The sequence below is a fragment of the Rhodanobacter sp. G1 genome, from assembly GCF_055397855.1.
On record NZ_AP039674.1, the window covers coordinates 3,695,078 to 3,712,364 of the forward strand.

The 17,287-nt window shown below is 69.0% G+C and carries 12 protein-coding genes and 1 pseudogene; 3 read left to right on the forward strand and 10 right to left on the reverse strand.

Annotated features, from left to right (window positions below):
• Positions 1–38 precede the first annotated feature (38 nt).
• Positions 39–2,438: a TonB-dependent receptor gene (locus ACZ5Z2_RS16405; RefSeq protein ID WP_464759635.1), complete on the forward strand. Its 2,400-nt coding sequence runs from the start codon at positions 39–41 to the stop codon at positions 2,436–2,438.
• 153 nt (positions 2,439–2,591) lie between these two features.
• Positions 2,592–4,181 carry a tryptophan halogenase family protein gene (locus ACZ5Z2_RS16410; protein ID WP_464759636.1) on the forward strand — a complete coding sequence of 530 codons (1,590 nt, stop codon included), beginning with the start codon at positions 2,592–2,594 and terminating at the stop codon, positions 4,179–4,181.
• Between the two features lie 114 nt (positions 4,182–4,295).
• On the opposite strand, the gene ACZ5Z2_RS16415 is transcribed toward ACZ5Z2_RS16410, so the two are convergent.
• The 7 genes and pseudogenes from ACZ5Z2_RS16415 to ACZ5Z2_RS16445 form a co-directional block, all read right to left on the reverse strand.
• Complete coding sequence (locus ACZ5Z2_RS16415; RefSeq protein WP_464759637.1) at positions 4,296–5,528, reverse strand: ABC transporter permease; 1,233 nt, start codon at positions 5,526–5,528, stop codon at positions 4,296–4,298.
• Entirely contained in the window at positions 5,525–6,730 is a 1,206-nt protein-coding gene (locus ACZ5Z2_RS16420) for an efflux RND transporter periplasmic adaptor subunit (protein WP_464759638.1), read from the reverse strand. Before ACZ5Z2_RS16420 ends, ACZ5Z2_RS16415 begins: the two co-directional genes overlap by 4 nt.
• Complete coding sequence (locus ACZ5Z2_RS16425) at positions 6,727–8,625, reverse strand: HlyD family secretion protein (RefSeq protein ID WP_464759639.1); 1,899 nt, start codon at positions 8,623–8,625, stop codon at positions 6,727–6,729. The genes ACZ5Z2_RS16420 and ACZ5Z2_RS16425 overlap by 4 nt, the downstream gene beginning before the upstream one ends.
• The gene (locus ACZ5Z2_RS16430) at positions 8,609–9,283 is read right to left on the reverse strand and encodes an ABC transporter ATP-binding protein (protein WP_464759640.1); all 675 of its coding nucleotides are present in this window, start codon (positions 9,281–9,283) and stop codon (positions 8,609–8,611) included. Before ACZ5Z2_RS16430 ends, ACZ5Z2_RS16425 begins: the two co-directional genes overlap by 17 nt.
• A 191-nt stretch (positions 9,284–9,474) precedes the next feature.
• Entirely contained in the window at positions 9,475–9,771 is a 297-nt protein-coding gene (locus ACZ5Z2_RS16435) for a DUF6289 family protein (protein ID WP_464759641.1), read from the reverse strand.
• Between the two features lie 173 nt (positions 9,772–9,944).
• Positions 9,945–10,253 (reverse strand): annotated as a pseudogene (locus ACZ5Z2_RS16440) (C-terminal helicase domain-containing protein); the annotation flags it as partial.
• 227 nt (positions 10,254–10,480) lie between these two features.
• Complete coding sequence (locus ACZ5Z2_RS16445) at positions 10,481–11,425, reverse strand: quinone oxidoreductase family protein (protein ID WP_464759642.1); 945 nt, start codon at positions 11,423–11,425, stop codon at positions 10,481–10,483.
• Between the two features lie 97 nt (positions 11,426–11,522).
• Between ACZ5Z2_RS16445 and ACZ5Z2_RS16450 the strand changes: the two genes are divergently transcribed.
• Positions 11,523–11,984: a MarR family winged helix-turn-helix transcriptional regulator gene (locus ACZ5Z2_RS16450; RefSeq protein WP_464759643.1), complete on the forward strand. Its 462-nt coding sequence runs from the start codon at positions 11,523–11,525 to the stop codon at positions 11,982–11,984.
• Between the two features lie 31 nt (positions 11,985–12,015).
• Here ACZ5Z2_RS16450 and ACZ5Z2_RS16455 read toward each other — a convergent pair whose 3' ends face one another.
• From ACZ5Z2_RS16455 to ACZ5Z2_RS16465, 3 genes are all read right to left on the reverse strand, one after another.
• On the reverse strand, positions 12,016–13,398 hold the full coding sequence (locus tag ACZ5Z2_RS16455; RefSeq protein ID WP_464759644.1) for a cytochrome P450: 1,383 nt from the start codon (positions 13,396–13,398) through the stop codon (positions 12,016–12,018).
• Positions 13,395–14,066, reverse strand: a complete 672-nt coding sequence (locus tag ACZ5Z2_RS16460; RefSeq protein WP_464759645.1) for a TetR/AcrR family transcriptional regulator — start codon at positions 14,064–14,066, stop codon at positions 13,395–13,397. The genes ACZ5Z2_RS16455 and ACZ5Z2_RS16460 overlap by 4 nt, the downstream gene beginning before the upstream one ends.
• A 144-nt stretch (positions 14,067–14,210) precedes the next feature.
• Positions 14,211–17,213 carry a DEAD/DEAH box helicase gene (locus tag ACZ5Z2_RS16465; protein ID WP_464759646.1) on the reverse strand — a complete coding sequence of 1,001 codons (3,003 nt, stop codon included), beginning with the start codon at positions 17,211–17,213 and terminating at the stop codon, positions 14,211–14,213.
• Between the last annotated feature and the right edge of the window lie 74 nt (positions 17,214–17,287).

Here is a 17,287-nt window from a genome sequence, read left to right on the forward strand (position 1 = left end):
CCAAAATGAAGTTGCGCTACTCAGCGTTGTACGTCGCCATGTCGCTCGCCCTCGCTCCATGCCTGGCCCAGGCCGCTGAGCAGGGCGCCGCCCCGCAGGATTCCGCGGCCCAGGCCGCACCGGCGAAAACGAACAAGAAAGTCCAGCAGCTCGCCACGGTGGAAGTCAGCGCCACCAAGCGCGAGACGCCGCTGGAGAAGACCCCCGTCGCGGTCAGCGCGATCAGCGCGGACACGCTCGACAAGCAGCGCACGATGACGGTGCAGGATCTGGCCCCGCTGGTGCCGGGCCTGCAGGCCACCTCGGAAGGCGACCACGGCGTGGTCACCCTGACCATGCGCGGCATCGGCAACGACAGCGCCAAGACCGAATACGCCGACCCGGAAGTCGCCATCTTCGTGGACGGCGTCTACACCGCGCGCGCCGAGGCCGCGGCCGGCCTGCTGCTGGACATGGACGGCGTGGAAGTGCTGCGCGGCCCGCAGGGCACCCTGTGGGGGCGCAACTCCACCGCCGGCGCGATCAGCTTCCAGACCGCCAAGCCCGACGTCGGCGGCGACGCCTCCGGCTATGCCGAGATCGAGGCCGGCAACTACAACCAGTCGGGCGCCCGCGCCGCGATGAACCTGCCGTTCAGCGACACCTTCGCGATGCGCGTGGCGGTGGCGCACGAGCAGCACGACGGCTACGTCGACTACCAGAACCCGGCCAGCGAACTGCCCAGCGTGGCGCAGCAGCAGGCGGCCTACCTCGCCTCGGGCGGCACTCTCGCCAACTTCCGCGCGATCGACCCGAACCAGTACGAGCAGGGCGGCGCCAAGTACAACGCGCAGGATCAGTCCGCCGCCCGCGTGAGCGCACGCTGGCAGCCCAGCGATTCGTTCCGGTGGGATCTCTCCTACGAGTACTTCATCGACCGCGGCACGCCCGACCTCAGCCTGATGCAGACGCCGCGCGCGGGCCAGTCGTTCTGGTCGGCGCTGATCGACACGCCGCCCTACCTGCACCGCAATTCCGGCACGCTGCGCAGCCGCATGGACTGGAACATCGGCGACAGCATGGAGCTGAGCTACGTCGCCGGCGTCAACCGCTTCTCCGGCGAGGGCAACTTCGACCAGGACGTCGGCGTGCAGGTGCCCACCAGCTTCACCACGGGCGCGTCCTACCAGGCCGACCGCACCAACTCCTCCAACTACGACAACTACAGCCACGAGCTCGACCTGAAGTCGCGCGGCGAGCAGACGGTGGACTGGATCGTCGGCGCGTATTACGGCCACGAAGACAACAACATCCGCTTCGACATCCCGATCATGAACGGTACGCAGTACGGCTCGGTGTCGTGGCAGGGCTCGTTCATCCAGCCCGAAGAACTGGTGAACTCCACCGCGGTGTTCGGACAGGCCACCTGGAACGTGTCCGACCACTGGCACCTGACCGGCGGCCTGCGCTGGTCCAACGACGAGAAGCGCAACATCGGCGGCCGCGGCTGGGGCTGGGACAACGACCCCAACGTGCCGCCACTGCCGATCGCGCCGAGCACCATCCCCGGCCCGGCGACCGGCTTCGCGGTGTCCACCTACAACGACGCCAAGTACAGCAAGGGCCAGTGGACGTGGCTGGGCCGCATCGACACCGACGTCGGCGAGCACGGCATGCTGTACGCCAGCGTGTCCACCGGCTACAAGTCCGGCGGCACGCAGGACGCCGGCACGCTGTACAAGCCGGAGACGCTGACCAACTACGAGATCGGCGCCAAGTTCTCTTTCCTCGACGGCCACCTGACCTGGAACAACGCGGCCTACTACGAGGACTTCAAGGACTTCCAGCTCTCCGCGCCGATCACCTACCCGAACGGCAACCGCGGCCTGGGCTTCTCCAACGTCGGCGGCAGCACCAAGGTGGCCGGCTTCGAATCGGAACTGGCCTACCAGGGGCAGAACGACCGCGCGAACCTGGTGCTGTCGTACATCCCCAAGAAGACCCTGGGCACGCTGGTGTACGCCGGCAGCAACGACTACCAGGGCCTGCCGGCCTGCGCGCCGCAATCGGGCATCGCCAGCTGCATGGACATCTCCGGCAACGACCTGGCGCACGCGCCGACGGTCTCGCTGTCCGCGATCTACGAGCACGATTTCGTGCTGCCCAGCGGCGCACGCGTCGCACCGCGCTTCAGCGGCCAGTACCAGAGCATGCAGTGGCTGAGCCCGTTCAACCTGGGCAGCGGCGACCAGCAGAAGGCGTACTTCCGCGGCGACCTGTCGGTGCGCTACACCGAGCCGCAGGATCGCTGGTGGATCAGCGTGTACTCGCAGAACGTCACCGACGTGAAGGTGCGCACCAACGCCGGCCGTTTCCAGATGCCTGACGGCAGCTTCGAGTACGTGTCCGAGTACCTGGCTCCGCGCACCTACGGCATCCAGTTCGGCACTTCGTTCTGACGCCACGCACGGGCGGCGCCGGGCAACCGCGCGCCGCCCACGGTTTGCCATTCTGCGGCGGCACCGCCTGACCGGGCGGGCGTCGCCCACCCTCCCCGGGATGGCTTTTGCCGGGCTCCGACCGGAGCCCGGCGTTTCTTCCAAGGAGTGTCCATGAAGCGCCTGCGCAAGGTACTCGTGGTGGGCGGCGGCACCGCCGGCTGGCTGACCGCCTGCTACCTGGCCAAGGCGGTGAATGCCGCCAACCCGGCCAGCGTGCAGGTGCACCTGGTGGAATCCGACCGCATCGGCCTGATCGGCTTCGGCGAATCCACCTTCCCCTCGATCCGCGGCACCCTGTCGGCCATCGGCCTCGACGAGCGCCGCTTCCTGGTCGAGACCTGCGCCACCTACAAGCAGGGCATCCGCTTCCGCCACTGGGTGCGGCCGCCCGGCACACCCGGCAAGGAACATTTCTTCCACCCCTTCAGCGTGCCCAGCCAGCGTCCTGGCGGCCCCGAGCTGCTGCCGTACTGGCTGCTGGGCGCGGCTCCCGCCGGCCTGGGCTTCGCCGACGCGGTGACCATGCAGAGCCTGGTGGTCGACCGCTCGCGCGCACCTAAGCGCGCGCGCGATCCCGATTACCAGGGGCCGATGAACCACGCCTACCAGTTCGACGCCGGCCGCTTCGCCATGCTGCTGGCCGAGCACGGCCAGCAGGCGCTGGGCATCCAGCGGCACGTGGCGACGGTGGAGCGCACCGTGCTGGACGACCACGGCGACATCGCCAAGTTGGTCACCACCGAACTCGGTGAGCTGGAAGCCGACCTCTACGTGGACTGCACCGGCATGCGCGCCAGCCTGATCGGCGAAGCGCTGCATTCGCCGTACCGCAGCTGCAGCGACGTGCTGTTCACCGACCGCGCGGTCGCCATGCAGGCGCCCTACCCGCGCCCCGATGCGCCCATCCCCTCGTTCACCCTGTGCACCGCGCAGGAATCCGGCTGGGTCTGGGACATCGGCCTGCAGCAGCGGCGCGGCGTCGGCTACGTGTATTCCTCGCGGCACGTCGACGCGACGCGCGCCGAGGAAACCTTTCGCCGCTACCTGGGCCGCGCCGCCGACGGCCAGGACGTCACCCACATCCGCTTCGACAACGGCTACCGCCCGGAAGCCTGGCGCGGCAACTGCGTGGCGGTGGGGCTGTCCGGCGGCTTCATGGAACCGCTGGAATCCACCGGCATCGCACTGGTCGAACTGGCCGCTTACCTGCTCACCCACCTGCTGCCCGGCGACCGCGACGACATGGAGCGCGCCGCGCGCCACTTCAACGCGATGATGTCCGCGCGCTACGAGCGCATCGTCGATTTCATCAAGATGCACTACTGCCTGAGCCAGCGGCGCGACTCGGCCTTCTGGATCGACAACGCCGACCCCGCCAGCATCCCGCAAAGCCTGCAGGACAAGCTGGCGCAATGGCGGCGCCGACCGCCGCACCGGCTCGACTTCGTCGGCGACCTGGAAATGTTCCTGGTGTCCAGCTGGCAGTACATGCTCTACGGCATGGAGTTCGAAACCGACCTCGAACCCGTGCGCAGCGCCTACCCGCGCGGCGTCGAGGCGAGCCGGGAATTCGCCATGATCCGGCAGGCGGCCATGCAGGCGCTGGACGACCTGCCGGATCACCGCGCCCTGGTCGAGCGGCTGTGCGACGAATACCGCAGGCGTCCGCAGGCAGGCGCCATGCGTGCGGCCAGCGCCTGAGCACCCCGAGGTCGGCAGTGCCTCCGTGGGCGACCGCAACAGCGGCGCCACGGCCTGGCGCGCGCCTTCTGGAATCCTGCTGCCCGGCGGCGTGCGCCTGAAACCCAGGCCGCCTCACTCGTCGCGGATCGCCGCGATCGGATCGAGCGCCGCCGCCTGGCGCGCGGGATAGATGCTGAAGCCCAGGCCGATCGACACGCAGACCAGCACCGACGCGAGCACCCCCAGCGGGGCCCAGGCCACCTGCCAGCCAGCGAAGGCGGCGATGGCGTAGGCCAGCACCGCGCCGAACGCCACGCCGATCAGTGCGCCCGCGACGCAGATCACCAGCGCCTCGCGCAGGAAGCGTTGCACGATGTCCTGCCGCCGCGCGCCGATCGCGCGCAGCAGGCCGATCTCGCGGCGCCGCTCAAGCACGCTGGCCAGCATGATGTTCATGATGCCGATGCCGCCGACCAGCAGGCTGACGCCGGCGATCGAGCCCATCACCACGCCGAAGATGCGCTGCGTCTTCTGGTTCTGCCGGTACAACTGCTGCGGCACCACCAGCCGGTAGTCGGCGGCGCCGGCATGGCGCTGGTCGAGCAGCGCATCCAGCACACGCACGCCGGCGGAGAGTCCGGCCGGGTTCTTCAGTTGCAGCAGGAAACGATCGATCTCGTCCTCCATCGGCTGGAAGCGGAAGCGCGCCCGCGCGCTGGCCAGCGGCACGAAGATGCGGTTACTGTCGGCGTCCAGCGCCACGCCCTCGAACTTGTCCTGGCCCAGGTCGCGGTCGGCCAGCACGCCGACCACGCGCAGCCAGACCTGGTTGACCTTGAGCAGGCGCCCCAGCGCGTTGCCATCGGGAAACAATTCGTGAGCAGCCTGATGACCCAGCACGGCTACCGCGGCCAGCGTGGCATCGTCATGCGCGGTCAGCTCCCGCCCCGAGGCCACATGCAGCGAGGCGAGCGGAAAATAGTCCGGGCTGACGCCGCTGACTTCGGCATCGGCCTGCCCTTCGCCGCTGAACTCGGCCCAGTGCTTGACCCGTTTTTCGGCGGCGTAGCGCTCGGCCGAAGGCACCAGGTCAAGCGCGGCGCGTGCGTCGGCCACGGTGAGCCCCAGGCTGCGCATGCGCGTTTCCTTGAGGGCGTCGCCATCGAGCGGCTTGGCCTCGACGATCAGGTTGTGCAGGCCCAGGCTTTCCACCAGCTTCAGTGCCTCGCGCCGGCTGCCTTCGCCCACGCCCTGCATGGCGACGATCGCGCCGACGCCGAAGATCATGCCGAGCAGGGTGAGCAGGGTACGCAGCTTGCGCCGCGACAGTTCCTCGACGGCTTCGCGCCAGCTTGCGGCGATCATTTCGCCTCCTTCGACGCAGCCGCCCCGAGCAGCACCTGGTCGCCCGCCTGCAGGCCGGCCAGCACCTGGGTGCGGCTGGCGCCACGCACGCCGAGCGTGAGCTTGCGGGTCAGCCGGCGGCCGCCGGCCAGCACCTGCACCGAAGCCGCATCGCCATCCTGGTTCAGCGCAAGGTTTGGCACGCTGAAACCGTCGGCCTGCAGCAGCACGATGCTGGCGTCGAAGCGCTGGCCGGGCACCCAGCCATAACGGTGCGCCACGTCAACCGGCACGCTGGCCTTCACGGCGAGATACTTCACCGGGTTGTCCCGGCTGCGCGGCTGCGCGGCCGCGGCCACCCAGTCGACCTTGCTGGTGGCTTGCTGCGTCGGCACGCCCCAGCGATGCAGTTCCACGACGTCGCCCACGCGGATGCCCTGGGCCTCGATCTGCGGTACGAACAACTCCACTTCCAGTGCATCAAGGTCGGGCAGGCTGGCGAAGCTGTCGCCAGCGTAGAGATTGCTGCCCACCTGCGGTAGCTGCTGTGCCCAGTTGCGTTCCAGCATCAGCACGCCGGCATGCGGCGCGCGCAGTTCCAGCGCATCGAGGTCGCCCTGCTTCTGTGTCTCGACGAGGATGTAGTTGCTGCGCTGGGCGTCGAGCACGGCCAGCTCCGCCTTGCCGCGCGCGACCGACTGGTTCTCGCGCCACTGCAGGATGTGCTGGCGCACTTCCAGGTAGTGCGTATCCTGCACCGCGTCGAGGATGTCGTTGCGCGCCATCGCCTCCAGCGGTGCATTCGCGTAGCGCTCGGCAATCGCGTGCTGCGTCTCCACCTGGACGAGGTCGATGCCAAGCTGGCCGCGCTTGTCCGCCAGTTCGGCCTGCTTGCCCGCACGCTCCAGCGTGTTGCGCTCCAGGTCGATCCTCGCCTCGGCGAGATCCTGCTTGCTCTGTTCGGCCGAGAAACGGGCGACCAGCTCGCCCTTCGCCACCCGGCTGCCGTCCGGAAGCACCCAGCTCAGCTGGCGCGAAGTCCATTGCGTGCCCGGCACCAGCAGCGGCGTCGGATGGGTCGAACGCAAATCACCCTCGCCGTGCACGATGAAGCGCAGCGGCCCGGGCTGCGCCCGTTCCAGCGCAAGGTCGCCCGTGTCCGCATGGTGGCAGGCACCCAGCAGGGGCAGCAGGCCGAGCAGGCAAGCAGCACGCATCTTCATCGCCCAGCCTCCCCGGTTGCGGGAATGTCGACCTGCACCGCCTGGCCCGGCTTGAGCCCGGCCGGTTTCCCGTCCAGCGCCACCACCAGGTCGATCACCGGCACCGCATCCACCCGCGAGCGGCTGTGCACGGTGCTGCCGATCTCGACGACGCGGCCATCCAGGCCGCGTTCGCCGCCGCCGGAAAGCACCACGCGCACCCGTTCGCCGAGCCGTGCGCGATCGAGGTCGCGCTCGGGCAGGGCCGCACGCACCGCCAGGGTCGAGAGATCCGGTATCTGCGCCACCGACTGGCCCATCCAGATCTGCGAGCCGACATCGACCTTGCCGCCGCCGAAGCTGCTCTGGTGCAGCACGATGCCGTCGCGCGGCGCGGCTACCGTGAGCGAGGCCATCGCGGCCTTCAGCTTGGCCACCTCCGCATCGAGCTGGGCCACCTCCGCGTCGGCCATGTGCTGTTCGGCGGCCCGTTCGGCAGCCGCCACGCGGGCACGCTGCTCGGTCAGGGCGTAGCGACGCTCGGCCTTGACGCGCGCAATCACCAGCTTGCTGTAGTCCACCCGCGCGATGTACTCCTTGGGCTGGTTGGCCTTGCGCTCGGCCTTGTCCATCTCCGCCTTGGCCTGCGCGGTGGCAAGCTCGGCCTCGCGTGTGCGGTCGGCCAGATCCAGTCGCAACTGCTCCTGCTTGCGCCGCTTTTCGTCGAGCTGGCCCTGCTTGGTGGTCAGGTTCTTCGCCACCTGGGTGGCGTCGAACACCACCACCGGCGCGCCCTTCTTCACCCGGGTGCCGTCGCCCGCCATCTGGGTCACCGTCATCTGCCAGAGGCCGTCCACCGCGGGCGGCGAGATCGCCGTGCTGCTCCGGGCATAGATCTCGCCATCCACCTGCAAGGGCTTGCCGCGAACCGGCGGCGTCGCCGGTTCGCGGTCGCCGGGATCGTCGATGTCGCTGTCCAGGCGCACGCTCATGCCCTGCAGCAACGGCAAGTGCAGGTCGGCCGGCAGGCTCACGCCGACTTCCACGTAACGGCCGTCGCCCCAGGCGCTCTTGCTGGAAGGCGCCGCCGCGACGGTGCGGATGCTGCCGACCGCGTCATGGCCCGGCAGGGCATCGAAGTGCAGGCGCACCGGCATGCCGATGCGCAGGCCGGCGCTGTCCGGCTCCAGCACCCAGCCACGCACACTGTAGCCGTTGCCCGCGCCCACCACCTCGCCGACTCGCGTGCCCGGGTAGCTGGACGAGCCTTCCTCGTAGCGGTTGCCGGCGCCGAACAGTTCGTCGAAGCCGTGCACCACCGTGCCGTCGCGCTCGGCCCGCACCACGGCCCGCGCCACCTGATCCTGGTAGAAACCGAGGGACAGCTGCTGCTTGCGCAGTTCCAGCGCGCCGTCCTCACGCCGCCGCACCACTGCGGCGGCGGCCTGCTCCGCCTCGGTCCTCTTCAGCGCCAGCGCCTGTTCGGTGCGCCGCATCTCGCCCTGGTAGCGGTCGTAGTTGAGCGCGGAGATCAAGGCCTTGGGAATGGCGGCGTCCACCGCCGCCGTGTCGCGCTCGGCCTGCGCATCGGCCAGCGCCAGTTCCGCATCGACCTGCTTGAGCTCGAGTTCGGCGATTTCCTTGGCGCTCTTCGCCCCGCTCTGCTCGATCTGTGCCTGCAGCGTGCGCAGCTGGCTCTCGGCCTGCCCGGCATCGATGCGCAGCAGTTCGTCGCCTTTGCGCACCCGCGTGCCCTCGGCCACGTAATAGCGCAGTACCACTGGCGAGCTGAGCGACGGCGGCGTGTAGATACCCTGCGTGCCGTCCACCTGCACTTCCCCGCTGAACACCACGGCACCGGCCGCCGCCGGCACCAGGGCGAGCAGCAGCGCCCATGCCTCAGGCCGCCGAATCATGCTCGATCCTTCCGTCGCGCAAGCCGATCTGCCGCTGCGCACGCGCGGCGACATCGGCGTCGTGGGTGACCATCACGACGGTCTGGCCCTCGGCATGCACCTCCGCAAGCAGGGCCAGCACGTCGGCGGCGCTTTTCGAATCCAGGTTGCCGGTGGGCTCGTCGGCCAGCAGCAGCGCGGGCTTCATCAGCATGGCGCGGGCGATCGCCACGCGCTGCATCTGGCCTCCGGAAAGCTGGCCGGGCCGATGCGCCAGGTGACGTTCCAGCCCCATGCGGGCGAGCAGCATGCGCGCGCGTTCCTCCAGCCCTTCGTCCGATCCGCGCAGGAAACGGCGCGGCAGCAGCGTGTTTTCCAGCACGCTCAGCCGGGGCAGCAGGTGGAAGGCCTGGAACACGAAGCCGATGCGCCGGTTGCGGAAATCGCTGGCGCGTTCGTCGTCGAAGGTGGAAACGTCGACACCGTCGAGCAGGTAGTGCCCGTGATCGGGGCGGTCGAGACAACCCAGCATGTTGAGCAGGGTGGACTTGCCCGAACCGGACGGCCCCACGATGGCAGCGAACTGACCTGCTGGAACTTCAAAGCTCACGCCATCCAGCGCCGCGATGGTTTGCCCACCAACACGGTAGCGTCGACTTACCGCCTCCATGCGAATCATCGTATGCGCTCCATAAGCAAGAAGTAACCATTTATTTTTTATCGGTGAAAATCATTAATAGTAAATAAAGATTACCGCCACAGTATCTTTCTGAAAGAAAGATATACGCCATACCATTCGTATGACGCAGAAAGGCGCAGGCTAATACGCCTGCGCCTCTTTGGCCTCGTGAGGCCTACTTCGAACCGTACTTACCGGTCTCTTGCACTAGGGCTAGGCGAGGCCGACATACTCTCGCAACCAACTGGGCTGCACGGGCCACCCCCCGAACAAGGCATGGTACTGACGTCCCTGTATGGAGTTGAGGTGCCCCAGCTACTGTGCCTTCCTGTACAGAAAAGCACAGATTCACCAACTACAGTGGTTTTACTCGCATTTGAATAAAAGACAGTATCTATTTCATTCGTTGGCGCAGCAGTTACAACAGCGCTTATTGCCAATGCGGACAGAGTAGCAAGTGTTGCAAAAAGAACGTAAGTGGGCTTCATGCGTATTGCTCCATGTATGCGATCAAGCTGATCGCCTGGCAGTCATACCACAAGGCAAATGCTTCATCAAGTTCAATTATTAATTAATGCTGGCTGTCCACCCTGACTCCAGCATCCTGCACCAATCGTTTTGATTGAACTCAATCAGGCGCCAGCAGCGCGCCCCGGTCGTGTTGGCCGACGCGGCACGCGCGGTCGCTGGCCTGCGCCTCGGCGGCGGGGTTCCACCACGGGTCGTAGTGGATCACGGTGTCGGCAGCGGTGAGGTTGAGGCCCACGCCGCCGGCCTTGAGCGAGAGCAGGAACAGCGGCACCTCGCCCTGCTGGAACTGCCGCACCGGCGTGGCGCGGTCGCGCGTTTCGCCGGTGAGAATGACATAGGGGATGCGCCTGCGCTCCAGCTCGTGCGCGATCAGCTTGAGCATGCCGGCGAACTGCGAGAACAGCAGCACCTTGCGGCCTTCGTCGAACAGCGGCGGCAGCTCGGCGGCTACCTGCACCTTGGTGCGGCGGAGGATGAAGAGCGTGAGCCAACAGTCGCACCGCCCTTGGTTAATGTAAGTATCCCCTGGCAAAGCCGGGGACTTCAGTTGTGCGAGCCGCTCAAGGCAGATGAATCGGGATCGCCGGCGCGATGCGCATCGTGGGCTCTCGCATACGTCAGACTTCCACGGCCTCCCCGGCAGAGCCGGAGGACTCCCTTGCTGGCCTAGACGGTGAACACGGTGCGCCGCGTGCTGTCGTCGCTGGCCCAGGCGCGCTCGAATTCCGCCAGCGGGGTCGGGGTGACCTCGACCTCGAAGCCCGCTGGCACGGCCGCCCGCAGCAACTCGCCGATGCACTCCACCATGCGACCGAAAGGCACGCTGCCGATGCCGCTGCCCATCAGCTCGATCGCCGACGAGCGCAGCACCGCCGCGGGCAAGGCGATCTCCGTGCCGCTCAGCGCGCCGATCTGCACGAAGCGGATCGGCACCGCCTCCACGCCGGCCTTGGCGCCGGCGCGCAGCAGGCAGGCGGCGCTGTCGCCCCACAGGTAATCGAGCACGACGTCCACGCCTTCGGCGAACCGCTCCCTGAAGCGCCGCTCCAGCGCATCCTGATCCGCGGTCAGCTGGATCGTCGCATCCGCGCCCAGCGTTTCCAGCACCTCGGCGCGGCGGCCGGTCGCGATGACCCTGCCCGCGCCCAGGTGCCTGGCGATCCGCACCGCGAGGCGGCCCGAGGTACCGGTGGCGCCGTTGACCAGCACGGTTTCCCCCGCCTTGAGCCGGGCGCGTTCCACCAGCGCCACCCACGACGACATGCCGGGATTGGCGAGCGCGGCGGCGCGGACGTCGTCGAGCGTGTCGGGCAGCACGATGCAGTTCCGCGCCGGCACCACCGTGCGTTCCGCCATGCTGCCGTGCGGCGCGCGCGGCATGACGAAGTACACGCGGCGGCCGTCGTCCAGCCGCCCCGTGCCGTCGATGCCGACCACGAACGGGAAGCGGCCCGACGAGCTGTAATGCGTGCCCGCGGCGCGGCCCTTCACCACACGGCTGACCGCGGACGCGGCAACCGCGATGCGGTGCTCGCCGGCGGCAGCCACCGGCTCCTCGAAATCCCCGTAGACCGGCGCCTGCCCGGCGCCGCAGACGATGGCGGCTTTCATCGGTTTTTCTCCCGTTCAATCATGTGCATAATGCACACATTATCCGGGACTGACGATGCCGTCAAGAAATCTGCAAAATACACATATCGATGCGCGCTTGCATGATCTGCACGGCGCAGTGCTGGACATCGTCGCGGCGATGAACCGGCCCCAGCGCGACGAAGTGCTGATCCGCGCAGCCGGCATCCCGCTCGACCGCGCGCTGTTTCCGCTGCTGGTCGTCATCGGCAAGTTCGGCCCCATGGGCGTCGTGGAACTGGCCGACCGCGTGGGCCGCGACCACACCACGGTCAGCCGCCAGGTTGCGCGGCTGGAGGAACTGGAACTGGTGCGGCGCCAGCAGAACCCCGCCGACCGCCGCGTGCGCATGGTCGCGATCGCGCCGAAGGGCAAGGCGATGACCGGCATGATCGACAAGGCACGGGCGCGGATGGGCCGCGCCATCTTCAGGAACTGGGATGCGCGTGACATCGACGCACTGGTGCGCCTGATGCGCCGCTTCGCGGACGACCTGAACGCGGGGCCGCCCGCCATCGACAGGCGCGGGCGCGACACCTGATGCCACAGCGCAAGACGTCGCCCGGAACGGACTAGGCGAGGCGGGTGAAGCGCACCCGCAAGCGCTCTCGCGGCTTCAGCACCAGATCCACCACGGGGGCAGGCAAGGTACTGCCGCGGTCGAGCGAGAAGTCGTGGCGGCGGATCAGCCGCGCCGCGATCAAGGCCATCTCCACCGTGGCGAACTGCTGCCCGAGGCAGAAATGCGGGCCGGTGCCGAACGGCATGAAGGCGCTGCGCGGCAGAGCCGGCGCGCCCGGCAGGAAGCGTCCCGGACGGAACGCTTCGGGCTCCGGAAACCAGCGCTCGTCGTGATGCAGGTTCCAGATGGGGATGATGACCAGCGCGCCCTTGGCGATCATCCGGCCGTCCAGTTCCACGTCGCGCAACGCACGCCGCGTGAACGTCGCCGCCGAGGGCGGGTACAGGCGCATGGTTTCCTTGATCGTGGCGTTGAGCAGGCGCGCTTCCGCGATATCCTTCGCCGCCGCGACATGGTCTTCCGGCAGCTCGCGCACTTCGTCGCGCACCTGCGCGGCGATGTCCGGGTGTGCGGCCATCAGCCCGATCCACCAGGTCAGCGCCGTTGCCGAGGTGTCGTGCCCGGCGCCGAACAGGCCGACGCAGTTGTCGAGGATTTCCGCGTCGCCCAGCGCCGCCTGCGATGTCCCGGCCTGCTCGTCGCGCGCCGCCAGCATCAGCCCCAGGATGTCCTCTCCCGCGTCCGCGCCATCGGCCACGTCGCGCCTGCGCGCTTCGATCCGCGCGCGGATCAGGTCGTGGATCACGGCCAGGTTGCGCGCCTTTTCCGCGCGGCCCGGATACGGCAGCCACGCCACCGGCCGCAGCGGCCAGAAGAACTCCCGCATCAACTGCCGCGACAACGCGCGGACGGCCGTGGACACGGCGGCGGCTTCTTCCGGCTTGTACCGGTAGGAAAACAGCGCCCGCAGGATCACGTCCATGGTGATGCGGGTGGTCAGCCCATCCACGTCGACGACGGCGCTGGCGCCAGCTTCGGCCGGCAGGTCGCGGCTGGCGCACTCGTCCGCCGCCGCGGCCATCGATGCCGCGCAGGCCGCGATGCGTTTCGGCGCGAAGGCAGGCGCAAGCATCCGGCGCTGGCGCTCCCATATGGCGCCTTCCGTCGTGATCACGTTCGCGCCATGCACCGACTGCATGACGTCCAGCGTGCGCTGATCCTTCGCGAAATCGTCCTGGTGGTTCACCAGCACCTGCCGCGCCGCTTCCGGCCGGAACAGGTAATGGACATCGGTGGACAGCACCTTCAGCCTCACCGCGTCCCCGTGCCGCGCATGCAGGCGCGCGGCGAAGCCGAGCGGGTCGCGGCGAATGTCCCGCAGCAGCGGCAGGCCGAGGGGCCATGGCCGGATCGCGTCCTGTTGCGACGTCATCGGTTTCTCCCCTTGCCTGCCTTGCGGGTGGAAGCCGGCCCATCCGCCGCAGCGCCATCCATCAGCAGCCCGAACGCCTGCAGGAATGCCTTCGTCAGGTCGGTTTCGGGATGGAACAGCCAGTGCGTGACCGCGCCGTACAGCAGGTACTGCAGCGACCAGGCCAGCTTTTCGGCGGGAAGGGTCTTGGCCACCTCGCCGCTTTGCTGGGCGGCATGGAACATCGTGGCCAGGGCGTTCAACGTCGCCGTGCTGCCGGCGTCCTGGATTGCCTTGCCCGCGGCGGAGTCGGCGATGCTGTGCAGATAGCGCAGGTAATGCGGCAGGTAGGCGCGCTTCGCCACGTGCCAGGCGGCGGACTCGCGCAGCAGGAAGCGCATGCGCGACACGAAGCTGCGGTGCGCCGCCAGCCGCCCGGCGAGCGCGGCCATGCCCTCGACGATCTCGTCCTTGAGCCGGTGCGCGACCAGCGCCTCCTTCATCGGGAAATGGCTGTACAGCGTGGCTTTCGCCACATCCGCCGCGGCCGCGACCTGCTCCATCGTGACCGCCTCGTAGCCGTGCTCCTCGAACAGCCCGAAGGCGACTTCGGCGAGATGCGAAGCCGTGCGCTGCCGCTTTCGCGGCCTGCCGACTGCGGGATCGGAAGTCTGCCTCGCGTTTTTCATCGTGGCGCCATAACCGGACGACAACCATAATCGTACGTCGTATGATTTTCATGCGTCAAGGCAGCCACGCTTCCGCCGCCGCAAGCAAAAGGGCCGCAATGCGGCCCCAGGCTGTCCATGTTTCGCGAGTGTGATCCGTGGGCGCTAACCCGGCGCCAGCAACGCGTCCAGGTCGTCCTGGTCGAAGCTGAGCTTCTCGCGGCTGCCACCGCCTTCGAGCACGGCTTCGGCGAGTTCGGCCTTGCGCGCCTTCAGTTCCTCGATGCGCTCTTCCACCGTGCCGGCGGTGATCAGGCGGAACACGAACACCGGCTTGTCCTGGCCGATGCGGTGCGCGCGGTCGCTGGCCTGCGCCTCGGCGGCGGGGTTCCACCACGGGTCGTAGTGGATCACGGTGTCGGCGGCGGTGAGGTTGAGGCCCACGCCGCCGGCTTTCAGCGAGAGCAGGAACAGCGGCACCTCGCCCTGCTGGAACTGCTGCACCGGCGTGGCGCGGTCGCGCGTCTCGCCAGTGAGGGTGACGTAGGGGATTCGGCGTCGATCCAGCTCATGCGCGATCAGCTTGAGCATGCCGGTGAACTGCGAGAACAGCAGCACCTTGCGGCCTTCGTCCAGCAGCGGCGGCAGCATGTCCATCAGCAGCTCGAACTTGGCCGAGCCCTGCACGCCGCGCGCGGCCTCCAGCTTCACCAGCCGCGGATCGCAGCAGACCTGGCGCAGCTTGAGCAGCGCGTCCAGCACCACGATGCCGGAGTGCTGGATGCCGCGCTGGGCGATCACCTCGCGCAGTTCCTCGGCCAGCGACAGGCGCAGGCCTTCGTAGAGTTCGCGCTGGCGGCCTTCCAGCACCACGCGGCGGGTGATCTCGGTCTTGGGCGGAAGCTCCGATGCCACCTGCGCCTTGGTGCGGCGGAGGATGAAGGGCGCGAGGCGGCGGTTGAGGCGCTGCTGGCATTCCTCGTCGCGCTGCTTCTCGATCGGCACGCGGTAGTAGCGACGGAACGCGTTCTCGTCGCCGAGCAGGCCGGGCACGGCAAGATCCACCTGCGACCACAGTTCGCCCAGGTGGTTTTCCAGCGGCGTGCCGGTGAGGCAGACGTGGCGGCGCGTGCGCAGGCTGAGCAGGGCGCGGCGCGCCTGCGTGCGCGGGTTCTTCACCTGCTGCGCCTCGTCCAGCACGGTGAGTGCGAACGCTTGCTTGCGCAACGGCACCACGTCGCGCGGCAGCAGCGCGTAGCTGGTGAGCACGATGTCCTGCGCGCCGAGCTGGGCGAACGCGTCGGCGCGCTGCGGGCCGTGCAGGGTGAGTACCTTGAGCGCGGGCGCGAAGCGCGCGATCTCGGCCTGCCAGTTCGGGATCAGGCTGGTGGGCACCACCACCAGCGCAGGCTGGTTGAGCGCGCCGTGTTCCTTCAGCGCCAGCAGGTGGGTGATGAGCTGCAGGGTCTTGCCCAGGCCCATGTCGTCGGCGAGCACGCCGCCCACGCCGGCTTCGGCCAGCGCGTTCAACCAGCGCAGGCCTTCGCGCTGGTAGGGGCGCAGTTCCACGGTGAGGCCGGCGGGCAAGGCGTCGCTGGCGCGCTCGGCGGCATCGCGCAGGCGCGTGGTGAAGCCGCGCAGCGTCTCAGGCGCTTCCAGTTCGCCGTCGCTGGGCAGCGCCTGCGCCAGTTCGTCCAGCCGTCCCGCCTGCACGCGCGGCAGGTGCAACTTGTTGCGCGGCTTCTCCAGGTATTCGGCCAGCGGCGCCAGCAGGCCGCGCAGTTCCTTGAGCCGCACCGGCACGCGGCGGCGCTCGTCCACCGGCGCGTACCACACGGCGTCTTCCGGCTCGTTCGGCGCGGGGCTGAGGTTGAGCTGGTGGTCGGCCAGCGCCTGCGCCACCGCGGGCAGCAGGTTGTGGCGCTTGCCTTCCAGCTCGATGCCGATTTCCAGGTCGAAGGCGTGGTCGTCGGCGTCCTCCGCCGCCTGGCCGTACCAGCGCACCGGGCCTTCCAGCACCTCGAACGGGAAGCTGGGCGCGTACTCCAGCACGAAGCCGTCGGCTTCCAGCTTGGGGCGCAGCGCCAGCCAGCGCGCGGGCGTGTTCACTTCCAGCGCGCCGGCGTGGCCGGTGCCGGGGAACAGCCAGGCGTCGTCGGGCAAGGTGTCGGCCATGTCCCAGGGCAATCCCTCGGTGTCCACGGCGGGGGTGAGGCCGGCGCGTTCGAGGTGCTCCATGGTGGCGAGCTCCTCCGCGCGGCGGCGCACGATCTCCACCAGCTGGCCGTTGCGCACACGGCGCACCAGCGGCTCGCCGCCGCGGCCCGGCAAACGCTCGCCGGCGTAGTCGAAGGAGAGCCGCGCCCACGCCAGCGGCGGCGTGCCGGCGGCGAGGCGCGCGTGGCGGGTCAGCGCATGCAGGGTCAGCACCGGCTTGGGCGCCAGCTCGGCGCGATGCAGCTCGGCGAACACCTGCGGCGGCGGGATGCGTGCGGCCAGCCGGCTGCCCGGCAAGGCGGCGGCGAGGCTGTGGCCGTAGTCGTGCTTGAGCGGTGGCAGATCCAGCCACGCGGTTTCCTCGGGCGCGGCTTCCAGGTGGCCCAGCGTGGCGTGCTCGGCGTCGAGGTACCACAGGCCGTCGATGCGCAGCAGGCGCTGGCTGTGCGGCAGTTGCGGCAACAGGCGCTGGCTGCCGTCCGGCTCCAGTTGCCAGTGCCAGTTGAGCGGATGCGCGCGGCCGCGCGACAGCCGCAACCCGGCCAGGCCGCCCAGGAAACAGGGCGCGGTATCCAGCAGCTCGACCAGCAGGCCGTCGCCGACGTGGCCGCCCAGCCGCGCGTAGTTGCGGCCCTTGCGCTGGCTCTGCGGCAGGCCGAGCACGGCGGCGGCGAGGCGCTGCTCGTGCGGCGGCAGCGGCGCCTGCACCAGCAGATGGCCGTCCAGGGGTGTGGGGCGCGCGTAACGGCCGTGCTCGGCCACCGCCAGCAGCACCGGCGCCACGTCGAGATGCGCCGCGGCGGCGCCTTCGTCCGGCATCACCTCGAGGAAGAAGCCGAGCACGACGGGTTCGCCGCCGGCCGACGCCCTGGGCGTCTCCAGCAGGTGCCGCCAGGTCGGCGGCAGGCTGCCTGCCGGCGCGGCGCGTGGTTTCCCGTCCGGTTGCTGCATGCGCATGCGCCCCGTGGCGACGACCAAAACGCCGAGCTTAGCAGGCAGATCGTGCGCTGGAGTCATCCCGCGCG

Bases quoted from the DNA above. Each gene is read 5' to 3' on its own strand.
- ACZ5Z2_RS16405 (WP_464759635.1), top strand. From the start codon at position 39: ATGTCGCTCGCCCTCGCTCCATGCCTGGCCCAGGCCGCTGAGCAGGGC.
- ACZ5Z2_RS16410 (WP_464759636.1), top strand. From the start codon at position 2,592: ATGAAGCGCCTGCGCAAGGTACTCGTGGTGGGCGGCGGCACCGCCGGC.
- ACZ5Z2_RS16415 (WP_464759637.1), bottom strand. From the start codon at position 5,528: ATGATCGCCGCAAGCTGGCGCGAAGCCGTCGAGGAACTGTCGCGGCGC.
- ACZ5Z2_RS16420 (WP_464759638.1), bottom strand. From the start codon at position 6,730: ATGAAGATGCGTGCTGCTTGCCTGCTCGGCCTGCTGCCCCTGCTGGGT.
- ACZ5Z2_RS16425 (WP_464759639.1), bottom strand. From the start codon at position 8,625: ATGATTCGGCGGCCTGAGGCATGGGCGCTGCTGCTCGCCCTGGTGCCG.
- ACZ5Z2_RS16430 (WP_464759640.1), bottom strand. From the start codon at position 9,283: ATGATTCGCATGGAGGCGGTAAGTCGACGCTACCGTGTTGGTGGGCAA.
- ACZ5Z2_RS16435 (WP_464759641.1), bottom strand. From the start codon at position 9,771: ATGAAGCCCACTTACGTTCTTTTTGCAACACTTGCTACTCTGTCCGCA.
- ACZ5Z2_RS16445 (WP_464759642.1), bottom strand. From the start codon at position 11,425: ATGAAAGCCGCCATCGTCTGCGGCGCCGGGCAGGCGCCGGTCTACGGG.
- ACZ5Z2_RS16455 (WP_464759644.1), bottom strand. From the start codon at position 13,398: ATGACGTCGCAACAGGACGCGATCCGGCCATGGCCCCTCGGCCTGCCG.
- ACZ5Z2_RS16460 (WP_464759645.1), bottom strand. From the start codon at position 14,066: ATGAAAAACGCGAGGCAGACTTCCGATCCCGCAGTCGGCAGGCCGCGA.
- ACZ5Z2_RS16465 (WP_464759646.1), bottom strand. From the start codon at position 17,213: ATGCAGCAACCGGACGGGAAACCACGCGCCGCGCCGGCAGGCAGCCTG.